Raw genomic sequence first — 11,148 nt, forward strand, 5'->3', positions numbered from 1 at the left:
CCCCCCCCCCCCCCCCCCCCCCCACCCCCCCCCCCGGGGGGCTCCGCGGGGGGGCCCCCCCCCCTGGGACGGGGTGCGACGAAGTCGGCGAGCGACTCGCCGAGATCGTTTACAACCGGGGGTCCACCGGTTCCGACTCGAGTGCCAGGACCGCGAAGACGGCCTCGTGTACCCGCCACAGGGGTTCGCCCGCCGCGAGCCGGTCGAGCGCTTCGAGGCCCAGGGCGTATTCGCGCAGGGCCAGGGAGCGCTTGCGGCCGAGGCCGCGGGTGCGCAGACGGCGCAAATTCTCCGGGCGGAGATATTCGGGGCCGTAGATGATCCGCAGGTACTCCGGGCCACGGCATTTGATCCCCGGCTGGACCAGCCGGCCGGGCGGACCCGACGGGGTGGGTGCCTCGTCGGAGTGTCCGGTGCCCGAAGCCGCCTGCGCGCCGGCGGGTACAACCGCAGCCCGACCGGTGAACTGCCCGTTCCCGGCCGGCGCCGGGGACGGCCCGGTCGTGTTCCCGCCCGGATCCCGGACGGCGGTGTCACGCTCGTCCGGCTCGGGCCGGTCGCCGTTGCGGCCGCGCGGTTTCGGAGTGCTGTGGACGAGCGCGGCCACCGGTTTCACCACCATGCCCTCGCCGCCACGGCCGGTCAGGGCGAGCCACCATTCGGTGGCGGCGGCCTCGCTGCCCGGATCGGTGAGGTCGACATCCACGCGCTGCGTCGCCGTCAGCAGCTCGGGGTCGGCGGCGACCAAGCGATCGAGGATGCCGAGCTGCCAGTGGTGATCGCGTACCGCGTAGTTCGCGCCTTCACCGGCGAGCAACCCGAACGGTGCCAGGCGCAGACCGGTGAGCCCGTCCACCGGCCAGCAGTAGCGGCCGTAGGCGCGGGTGAAGGCGTCGATATCGGCGGACCGGGCGGCCATCCGGGCGCGCAGGTCACCGACGTCGAGACCCCGTTCGTCCACCGCCGTCAGTACCTGGGTGGCGGCGGCGGCCGAGGCCCGCGCCGCGGCACCGACCGCCGCGTACTGGTCGCGCAACAGCTGCTGCGCTTTCGCCGACCACGGCATGAGTTCGGTATCGAGCAGCAGCCATCCGGTGCCCAATTCGTCGAACAGGCCGGCTGTTTCGGCGGCCGTGCGCAGGCGCGCCAGGACGGCTTCGGCCAGGTCCGGATCGTCGAAGAACGGGCGTCCCGTCCGGGTGTAGATCATGCCCGATCCCTGTGCCACACCGAAGCGCTGTGCGGCCGCCGCGGCGGAGCGGGCGAGCAGGACCACGGCCCGCGACCCCATATGTTTCTCCTGGCACACCACCCGCGTGACACCCGCGTCGCGGAAATAGTCGAACGCCTCGGCCGGATACTCGAGAATGCCCGGCAACTCCGAGGTCGCGCACGGGGCCATGGTGGGCGGCAGATAGACCAGCCAGCGCGGGTCCACGGCGAACCGGCTCATCACATCGAGCGCGGCACTCGCGTTCTCCTCCTGCACACCCACCCGGCCGTGCGTGCGCGTCTCCACGACCCGGCGGCCGAGCACATCGTCGAGGTCGAGGATGCCGGGGTCGCGCGGGGCGAGCCCGGCGCCGCCGGCGACGGGTGCCAGCGGCCGGATCGGCTCGTACCACACCCGCTCGGCGGGTACGGAGACCGTTTCCCGCTCCGGATAGCGCAGGGCCGAGAGCTGTCCGCCGAACACCACGCCGGTGTCGAGGCAGAGGGTGTTGTTCACCCAGCGCAGATCGGTGACCGGGGTGTGGCCGTACAGTACGGTCGCCCGGCCGCGGTAGTCCTCCGCCCACGGGGAGCGCACCGGCAGGCCGAAATCGTCCGTCTCGCCGGTGGTTTCGCCGTACATCGCGAAGGAGCGGACGCGTCCGGACGCCCGGCCGTGGTATTGCTGCTTCAGACCGGCGTGTGCCACCACGAGCTGCCCGCCGTCGAGGACGTAGTGGGAGATGAGGCCGCGGCAGAACTCCAGTACGGCGGCGCGGAATTCCGCGCTCTCGGCCTCGAGCTGGGCCAGCGATTCGGCGAGCCCATGGGAGGGATTCACCTTCCGTCCCGACAGGGCACGCACAAGCTTGTTCTCGTGGTTCCCGGTAACGCACAGTGCGTCGCCGGCGGCCACCATTCCCATCGCCAGTCGCAGCACGCCGGGTGTATCGGGTCCGCGGTCGACCAGGTCACCGACGAATACCGCGGTCCGGCCGCCGGGGTGCCGGGCGCCCACGGCCCGCCCGGCGTCGTCCCGGTCGATCCGGTAGCCGAGTGTGGTGAGCAAGGTTTCCAGCTCCGACCGGCAGCCGTGCACATCGCCGATCACGTCGAACGGGCCGGTGAGGTCGCGGCGGTCGTTCCACAGCCGCTCGTCCACGATCCGCGCCGCCTCGATCTCGTCGACCCCGCGCAAGGTGTGGATCCGGCGGAACCCTTCCCGCTCCAGTCCGCGCAGGCCGCGCCGCAGCTCGCGTTGCTGGCGGTGCACCACATGGGCGCCGAGGGCGGAACGGTCCGGCCGGTGCGAGTTGCGTTCCAGGCATACCGAATCCGGTACATCCAGCACGATCGCCACCGGCAGCACATCGTGCTCGCGGGCCAGCGCCACCAATTCCTTGCGCGCGCCCGGCTGCACGTTGGTGGCATCGACCACCGTCCGCAGGCCACGCCGTAGCCGCACACCCACGATGTGGTGCAGCAGGGCGAACGCCTCGGGAGTCGCCGACTGATCGTTCTCGTCGTCGCTCACCAGCCCCCGGCAGAAATCGGAGGAGATCACCGCGGTCGGCGGGAAATGGGTGCGGGCGAAGGTCGATTTACCCGACCCGGTGCAGCCGATGAGCACCACCAGGCACAGATCCGGTACGGACAACTCGGTCACTGCGGTACTCCTTCTGTTCCGGTGCGGGTGAACACCGCGAGCTGGGTCGGTGGCCCGACCTCGGGGTCGGCACCGCCGATCGGCGCGAACTGCACCCGGTAGCCGTAGTGCCCCGCGATTCGCCGCGCCCACGCACCGAATTCCGCACGGGACCATTCGAAGCGGTGATCGCCGTGCCGGAACTTGCCCGCCGGCAGACCGTCGTAGCGGACGTTGTATTCGGCATTCGGGGTGGTCACCAGCACCGAACGCGGTGCCGCCGCGCCGAACACCACATATTCGACCGCGGGCAGGCGCGGCGGATCGATATGTTCGATCACCTCCATCAGCACGGCGGCGTCGAATCCGCGCAGGGCGTTGTCGGTATAGGTGAGCGATCCCTGCCGCAACGTCAGCCGGTGCGTGACCGCGGCCGGTAGCCGGTCCAGCCGCAACCGCCGCCGCGCGATCGACAACGCCCGGGTGGAGACGTCGACGCCCACGATCTCCTGAAAAGACCGGTCGCCGAGCAGTTCTCGCAGCAGCGCCCCCTCGCCGCAGCCGAGGTCGAGAACGCGGGTGGCCCCGGTCTCCCGGAGTGCGGCGACCACCGCCGCCCGCCGCTGCACCGCGAGCGGCGGTGCGGAGCCGTCGCCGTTGCTGCTCGCAGAGCCGCTGCCCGCGACGCTGCTCGGGGCCACGGAACCGGGATCGCCGGAAGCGCCGGCCGGCGTGGCGCCGTCCATCGCGGCCCGGACACCGATGGCCGTGTCCCGGACCTCGGTGTCGGCTCGGCGGCTCCGCGGCTCTTCCGGCGACCGTGCCTGGTTGCCGCCGGCCGCAGCCGCCGCGCTTGCCGCCGCGCCTGCCGAATTCGCACCGCCCGGCACCGTGGCGCCGTGCGACCGGGTGCCACTCGGCGCGGTGGCCGGTTGTCCTGTCGAACCTCGGATGCTTGTCGCGGTAGCCCTGGCCGGCGATGGATGCCGTGGCGTCCGGGCATCGAGATCACCGGTGCGGGACAAGGGTTCGGACGTTGCCCGCGCTTCGCGGGGCGGTTCGTTCGGCTCGTCCTCGGTGGGGGCTTCGTCGATCGCGTCGAGTTCCTCGGGATCGGAGTGGTCGAGTTCGGCCAGCCGGGCCAGCGCGGTGCGGATCAGCGATTGGCGGCGGGCCAGGTAGCGGCGGGTGATCCAGCCGCGCTCCGGGTGTGCGGCGAGCCAGGTGCCGCCGGCACGCAGGAGTTTGTCCACCTCACCGGCATCGAGCCAATAGTGTTTGGCGCCGTCGAGCACGGGCAACAGGACGTAGAGGTGATTGAGGGCGTCGGCCACCCGCACCGTTCCGGTCAGCACCAGCCGCAGATGGGCCGAATCGCCCCATTCGGGGAAGGCCGGGTCGAGGGGGAGCGGGGTAGCGTCGACCGTCCAGCCCAGCGGGGCGAAGATCCGTTCGACGAGGCCGGCCCCGCCACGGCAGCCGAGCGCGGGCAGTTCCAGACGCAGCGGCAGCGGGGTATCGGCCAGTCCCGGGCGCTGGGCGCACTCACCGCGCAACGCGCTGCGGAACACCGAACCGATCGCCACCGACAGTAGTGAGGATGCCGCGTAAGGCCGGTCGTTCACGTACTGGCCGAGGCTGAAGGCCTGCAGGTCCCGGGCCCGGCCGCGCACCAGCCGTACCGGGTCCACTTCCAGCAGGAGTGCCGCGGTGCAGCGTTCGGCGGAGGCGTGCGGGTAGAACACATGCGCGGTGCCGTAGGACAATCCGAATTCCTGCACCCGGTCCGGGTTCTTGTGCAAAAGAAACCCCAGATCGGTTGCGGGCGTGGTACTGCCCGGTTCCGGCGTGCAGGTGATCGTCAACAGCATGCAGTGATCGTTGCCGAGCCGCTCTGGTGCGGCAAGGTAGTTTCCTGCCGGGCACGATCCGCCCCGAGGCCCGGTCGCCCCGCTGCCGTCGCCTCTCGATCAGCCGGGCCAGCGCCAGTTCGCCACCTCGGGAATATCCTCCCCGTGCTGCCGGGTCCAGGTGCGGGCCCGCAGGCGGGCGTCCACCATCTCCTGGCGCAGCCCGGCCGCCTGCTGGCGGAGTGCCGGGACCCGGTCGATCACATCCATCACCAGGTGATAGCGGTCGAGATCGTTGAGCATGACCATATCGAAGGGGGTCGTGGTGGTGCCGCGTTCCTTGTACCCGCGCACATGCAGACCGGCATGGTTGGTGCGGCGGTAGGTGAGCCGGTGGATCAGCCACGGGTAGCCGTGGAAGGCGAAGATCACCGGGGAATCCCGGGTGAACAAGGTATCGAATTCGCTGTCCGGGAGCCCGTGCGGATGTTCCTCCGTCGGCAGCAGCCGCATCAGATCCACCACGTTCACGACCCGCACCCGCAGCCAGGGCAGCTTTTCGCGCAGGATCGCCGCCGCGGCAAGGGTTTCCAGGGTCGGCACGTCACCGGCGCAGGCCAGCACCACATCCGGGGTGGTGGCCGGTTCGTCGCGATGCCCGGCCCAGTCCCAGATGCCGATACCGCGGGCGCAGTGCAGCGCGGCATCGGTGCCCGACAGCCAATCCGGCTGCGGCTGTTTACCGGCGACCACCACGTTCACGTAATGGCGCGAACGCAGGCAGTGGTCGTACACCGAGAGCAGCGTATTCGCGTCCGGGGGCAGGTACACCCGCACGATCTCGGGTTTCTTGTTCAGCACCACATCGAGAAAGCCGGGGTCCTGATGGGTGAAGCCGTTGTGGTCCTGCCGCCAGACATGCGAGGACAGCAGATAGTTCAGGCTCGCCAGCGGGCGCCGCCACGGGACGGCGGCGCTGGCATCCAGCCATTTGGCGTGCTGGTTGAACATCGCGTCGACGATATGGACGAACGCCTCGTAACAGGTGAAAACACCGTGCCGCCCGGTCAGCAGGTAACCCTCCAGCAGGCCCTGGCACATATGCTCGGACAGCACCTCGATCACCCGGCCCGAACGGTCCAGTTTCTCGTCGTGGACGCCGACCTCGGCCTGCCAGTTGCGACCGGTGACCGTGAGAATGTCCTGCAACCGGTTGCTGGCCAGCTCGTCGGGTGCGAAGGTCAGGAAGTTGTCCGGATTGCGTTCGGTGACGGCGCGCAGCCACCCGCCCAGCACCCGCGTCGCCTCGTGACTCGTCCGCCCCGGCCCGGGTACGTCGACCGCGAAATCGCGCCAATCCGGCAGCCGCAGATCACGGACCAAGGCCCCGCCGTTGGCCACCGGGCTCGCGCTCATCCGCTTCGCCCCGGCCGGGACCAGCCGCTGCAACTCCGAGACCGGCGCGCCCGCCTCGTTGAACAGCTCTTCGGGCCGATAGGAACGCAGCCACTGTTCGAGCACCGCGCGGTGTCCGGCATCGTTACGGGCCGCCGGCAGCGGTACCTGATGTGCCCGGAAGGTGCCCTCCACCGGCTCCCCGTCCACCTGCGGCGGGCCGGTCCAGCCTTTGGGGGTGCGCAGCACGATCATCGGCCAATGCGGCCGCGAGTTGTCGGTCCCGTCGCGCGCGGCCCGCTGGATCTGCGCGATCCGCTCCAGGCAGGTATCCATGGCGGCGGCCATATCTTGATGGACCTGGGCGGGGTCGCGACCGGCGACGATCAACGGGTCGTAGCCGTTGCCCCGCAACAGCGATACCAGCTCCGATTCCGGAATCCGTGCCAGCAGAGTCGGGTTGGCGATCTTGTACTCGTTCAGCGCGAGAATAGGTAGCACCGCGCCGTCGCGCGCCGCGTTCAGGAACTTGTTCGCATGCCAGCTGCCCGCCAGCGGTCCGGTCTCGGCCTCCCCGTCGCCCACCACGCAGAACACCGTGAGATGCGGGTTGTCCAGCGCGGCGCCGAACGCGTGCAGCAGTGAATAGCCCAGCTCGCCGCCCTCGTGGAAAGAACCGGGCGTCTCCGGCGCGCAATGGCTGGGTACCCCGCCCGGAAAGGAGAACTGGGCGAACAACGCCCGCATACCCTCTGCGTCGCGCGGCACATGGCTGTACAACTCGGAATAGGTGCCCTCCAACCAGGCGCACGCGTTCGGCCCCGGCCCGCCGTGCCCGGGACCGGCCACGAAAACCGCGTCCAGATCACGCGCCAGAATCGCCCGATTCGCATGCACCCAGACGAGATTCAGCCCCGGTACCGTTCCGAAATGCCCGAGCAACCGCGGTTTGACATGCTCGGGTGCCAGGGATTCGCGGACCAGTGGATTGGCCATCAGATAGATCTGCCCGACCGACAGATAATTGGCTGCGCGCCACCACGCGTCCAGCGTTTCCAGTTCGTCGGGATCCAGCGGCCCCGCGGCCTCCGCGGACAGTACATAGGGGCGGGGAGCGATGGATTCGCCCCCGTCACCGCCGAGATTATCGGCAGCGGTATCCCCGCCTGCACTCGCCAACTGCGTCATACGCCCCTCCTGGAGGTCGTGGTCGCGCCGGGCAATCCGCACGCCGGGTGCGGGCACCGTCAACGATAGCTGGCAGTGTGCCACCCGGTGTCCGGTTCGTGCGGTCGCGCTATCGATACTCTCCCCGCCCGGCATACCCGTGAATCCGGCCGATAACCGAATGAGCTCCGCCGCCTCCGGCCCGCCGCGAATCGGGCCAAAACCCGCGCCGACTAAGTCGGCGCCAATAAACACAGCTAGTGTGCGGCTCATGCAGATATTCGGCAGGATCGTCGCCGTCGTGGCCGCGGGTGCGGTGGTGTTCGGGCTCAGCGCATGCGGTTCGGATGACAGCTCGGACAGCGCTACGGCAACTACCACCTCCGCGACCGCGCCGGCTCAGGGTGCATCGGCCGAGTCGAAGGGTCGCGAGTGCACGGCCGAGGACATCGGGGTGACCGGTGGGTTCGGCGAGGCGCCGGAGATCACCGTTCCCGGCGACTGTGATCCGCCGAAGCAACTCGTGGTGAAGGATCTGGCGCCCGGCTCGGGTCGTGCGGCCGCTCCCGGCGATCAGCTGACTATGAACTACTCCCTGGTCACCTGGTCGGACAAGCAGAAGCTGGATTCGTCGTTCGACCGCGGCGAACCGTTCGAACTGACCTTGGGCTCCGGCATGGTCATCCCCGGCTGGGAGCAGGGGCTCGAAGGTGTTCAGCAGGGTGCCCGGCGACTGCTGATCATCCCGCCCGACCTGGGCTACGGCGCGGGCGGCAACGGGGTGGCCCCCAACGAGACCCTGGTCTTCGTGACGGACGCGGTGGCGGTCCCGCAGGGCTGAGCCGCGCCGATGATGTCTCGGCGCCGCCGCGTTTCGGCCGCCGGGAGCCGGTCAACCGCCTCCCGGCGTGCAACCTGCCCGGCCCGGTCAACTACCCTGGTCGGGATGCGTACCCCGGGCGCGTGAAACCGCAGGTGCTCGCCGTTCCGGACGGTACGCCGGCGGCGCGTACCCGCGCGCTGTCGCCGAACCACGCACCATCACCCGGCCCGCCGGCACGGTCGAGCGGGCCGACGAGAAGACGAACCGACGAGAACAAGGAGCATGTCCGTGAAGAGCACCGTCGAGCAGCTGAGCCCGACCCGGGTCCGGATCAATGTCGAGGTGCCCTTCGAGGAGCTGAAGCCGGACTTCGATCGCGCCTACAAAGCCCTGGCCAAGCAGGTGCGCATTCCCGGCTTCCGTCCGGGCAAGGCTCCGGCCAAGCTGCTCGAGGCGCGCCTGGGTCGCGGCGCGGTATTGGAGCAGGTCGTCAACGACGCGCTGCCGGGCCGTTACAGTGAGGCCGTCACCACCTCCGAGGTGAAGGTCATCGGCCAGCCGGAGATCGAGATCACCAAGATCGAGGACGGGCAGGAGTTGGCGTTCACCGCCGAGGTCGATGTCCGGCCGGAGATCACCCTGCCCGAGGATTACAGCAGTATCGCCGTCACCGTCGATGCCATCGAGATCACCGATGAGGACATCGACGAGCAGCTGCAGTCGCTGCGCGCCCGGTTCGGCACCCTGGTGGGTGTCGAACGTCCCGTGCAGGACGGCGATTTCGTCTCCATCGACCTGTCGGCCACCGTCGACGGCGAGGAAGTTCCGGAGGCCGCGACCACCGGGCTGTCGCACGAGGTCGGTTCCGGCCAGCTCATCGAGGGCCTGGACGAAACCCTGCAGGGCATGTCGGCCGGTGAGTCCAAGGAATTCACTTCCACCCTGGTCGCCGGTGAGCATGCCGGTAAGGAAGCGGTCATCACGGTGACCGTCGGTTCGGTCAAGGAACGCGAACTGCCCGAGGCCGACGACGAATTCGCTCAGCTGGCCAGTGAGTTCGACACCATCGACGAGCTGAAGGCCGATCTGCGCACCCGCGTCGAGCGCAACAAGAAGGTGCAGCAGGCCGGCGATATCCGCGATCAGGTGCTGGAGAAGCTCCTGGAAGCCGTCGAGGTGCCGCTGCCGGAGGCCGTGGTCAAGGCCGAGATCGACGCCGTCCAGCACGACGCCGTGCACGGTTTCGACCACGACGAGGAGAAGTTCGCCGCGGCGCTGGAGGCCCAGGGCTCCAGCCGCGAGGAGTTCGACGCCGATACCAAGGAGGCCGCCGAGAAGTCGGTGAAGACCCAGCTGCTGCTGGACGCGGTCGCCGAGGCCGAGGGCACCCAGGTCGGCCAGGAGGAACTCACCGAACGCATCCTGTTCCAGGCCCAGCGTTACGGGATGGCGCCGGAGCAGTTCATCCAGCAGGTGCAGCAGGCGGGCCAGCTGGGCGCGGTCTTCGCCGATGTCCGCCGCGGTAAGGCCCTGGCCGAGGTCGTCGGCAAAGTGACCGTCACCGATTCGGCCGGCAACACCGTCGACACCGAGGAAATGTTCGGCACCCCCAAGCCCGCCGACGACGAGGCCGCGGAGGAGACCACCGAGTCCACCGCGGATACGGAGTAACCCATACAGCACTACGGATCGGAAGCCCTGGGACCAGAGGCGGTGTCGGCAATCCAGAGACAGCACGGGAACGTCTCCCTGTCCCGGTACGCCCCCCGCCCAGGCCTCAGGGCTTCCGTCTACGGTCTGCACTCAGAGCGTCGCTCGACGGCTCCTGCGAGCCTCGTGAGCACCCGAGCCGGAGCGGCCCCATACGATGCCACCCCGTTTCTCCGCATGCGATCGGTCGGCCTCCATGGTTCGGGGCCCGTCTCGTTCTGGAGCGACAGAGCGGGGAGCGAAGCGGAGGAGCGGCGGAGTGAAGAACGAGACTTCGGGGGCCCCGAACCGGCGACGCCGGAGGCGGCGCAATATATACAGCGCGTCGGAGGCTCCGGCGTGGTTGAACCCGGGAATGCGTGATGAAGCGAATCTCAACTGTTGTCGTGGCCGCTACCGCCTTCGCGGCGCTGGTGCTGCCGGGATGTTCGGCGGAGGAGCCGGCCGAAGCGTCCGGGCTCCGCAAGAACACCGCGACCGGGCAGTCGACGCCGGCGACCGAGACCGGAAGTGCTACGACCGAAACCCCCGCGCCGAGCGCCGGCGCCGAGAGCACCGAGGCCCCCGCGCAAACCACCGCCGTCGAGGAAACCCCCGCCTCCGGCCGGGCCTCCGATACCACGTGCGCCCAATTCTCCCAGCTCGACGAACCGGAACAGCAGAAACTGGTCCACGACATCCTGGCCGAGAATCCCGACAGCGCCTTCGTCGGCAATCCCAACGCCGCCCTCGGCACCGCGAAACTGGTCTGCAACTCCAGCAAACTCGCCGATCAGAAGGTCGCCGTAGTCTCCGGAATCGTCGTCAACGGCTAATCCATACCCACAAGGCCGCGTGGCGCCGAGTCCAGCGCGCATGCCGGAAAATGCTCAACCCGGCACCCTGACGCCACCACGACGGCACCGAGTCCGGCAAGGCATTCGGAGTGCCCGGCACCGAAACCGACCGCAACCACGACGGCGCGGGCTTACGGTGCCCCGGAGGCACACACCCCGAAACCTGACGCCACCACGGCGCCGCCGAGTCTTACCAGGCCCTCGAAGGCACATACCCCGCAACCGGACGCGACCACGGCGGCGCCGAGTCTTACGAGGCCCTTGGAGGGTTCGGCCCGTACCAGCTGTTAGCGCGCGGTGGGGCCCCGGGCCGCCCCGGGGGTGGGGCCCGGTCAGCCAGGGCCCAAGGGGGCGGCCCCCCCCCCCCCCCCCCGGGGGGCGCGCCCGCCCCCCCCCCCGCCCCAACCCCGGGTCGGGGCCTAACCCTCCAAGGGCCTCGTAAGACTCGGCGCCGCCGTGGTCGCGTCCGGTTGCGGGGTATGTGCCTTCGAGGGCCTGGTAAGACTCGGC

Annotated in this window: 6 protein-coding genes; 3 read left to right on the forward strand and 3 right to left on the reverse strand. The window is 69.7% G+C overall.

Features of this window, described 5'->3' with window-relative positions; translation table 11 throughout:
- Nucleotides 1-109: 109 nt before the first annotated feature.
- From QH276_RS15280 to QH276_RS15290, 3 genes are all read right to left on the reverse strand, one after another.
- Nucleotides 110-2,878, reverse strand: coding sequence for a polynucleotide kinase-phosphatase (locus tag QH276_RS15280; RefSeq protein WP_280400402.1), 2,769 nt, complete (start codon nt 2,876-2,878; stop codon nt 110-112).
- Complete coding sequence (locus tag QH276_RS15285; protein ID WP_280400403.1) at nt 2,875-4,728, reverse strand: 3' terminal RNA ribose 2'-O-methyltransferase Hen1; 1,854 nt, start codon at nt 4,726-4,728, stop codon at nt 2,875-2,877. The genes QH276_RS15280 and QH276_RS15285 overlap by 4 nt, the downstream gene beginning before the upstream one ends.
- Before the next feature lie 99 nt (nt 4,729-4,827).
- Nucleotides 4,828-7,290 (reverse strand): phosphoketolase family protein, encoded by a 2,463-nt coding sequence (locus QH276_RS15290; RefSeq protein WP_280400404.1) that lies wholly within the window; start codon nt 7,288-7,290, stop codon nt 4,828-4,830.
- Between the two features lie 250 nt (nt 7,291-7,540).
- Between QH276_RS15290 and QH276_RS15295 the strand changes: the two genes are divergently transcribed.
- The 3 genes from QH276_RS15295 to QH276_RS15305 all read left to right on the forward strand — a co-directional run bounded on the left by QH276_RS15295 (nt 7,541) and on the right by QH276_RS15305 (nt 10,617).
- The gene (locus QH276_RS15295) at nt 7,541-8,110 is read left to right on the forward strand and encodes an FKBP-type peptidyl-prolyl cis-trans isomerase (RefSeq protein WP_280400405.1); all 570 of its coding nucleotides are present in this window, start codon (nt 7,541-7,543) and stop codon (nt 8,108-8,110) included.
- Between the two features lie 270 nt (nt 8,111-8,380).
- Nucleotides 8,381-9,763: a trigger factor gene (gene tig, locus QH276_RS15300; RefSeq protein ID WP_348536651.1), complete on the forward strand. Its 1,383-nt coding sequence runs from the start codon at nt 8,381-8,383 to the stop codon at nt 9,761-9,763.
- 401 nt (nt 9,764-10,164) lie between these two features.
- Nucleotides 10,165-10,617 carry a hypothetical protein gene (locus QH276_RS15305; protein ID WP_280399259.1) on the forward strand — a complete coding sequence of 151 codons (453 nt, stop codon included), beginning with the start codon at nt 10,165-10,167 and terminating at the stop codon, nt 10,615-10,617.
- The last annotated feature ends 531 nt before the right edge of the window (nt 10,618-11,148 follow it).

Origin of the sequence: Nocardia carnea, from assembly GCF_029869215.1 — a bacterium.
Taxonomy (GTDB): Bacteria; Actinomycetota; Actinomycetes; order Mycobacteriales; family Mycobacteriaceae; genus Nocardia; species Nocardia carnea_B.

Excerpts from the sequence above, each read along its gene's own strand:
- QH276_RS15290 (WP_280400404.1), bottom strand. The coding sequence starts at position 7,290 with ATGACGCAGTTGGCGAGTGCAGGCGGGGATACCGCTGCCGATAATCTC.
- QH276_RS15295 (WP_280400405.1), top strand. The coding sequence starts at position 7,541 with ATGCAGATATTCGGCAGGATCGTCGCCGTCGTGGCCGCGGGTGCGGTG.
- QH276_RS15285 (WP_280400403.1), bottom strand. The coding sequence starts at position 4,728 with ATGCTGTTGACGATCACCTGCACGCCGGAACCGGGCAGTACCACGCCC.
- QH276_RS15305 (WP_280399259.1), top strand. The coding sequence starts at position 10,165 with ATGAAGCGAATCTCAACTGTTGTCGTGGCCGCTACCGCCTTCGCGGCG.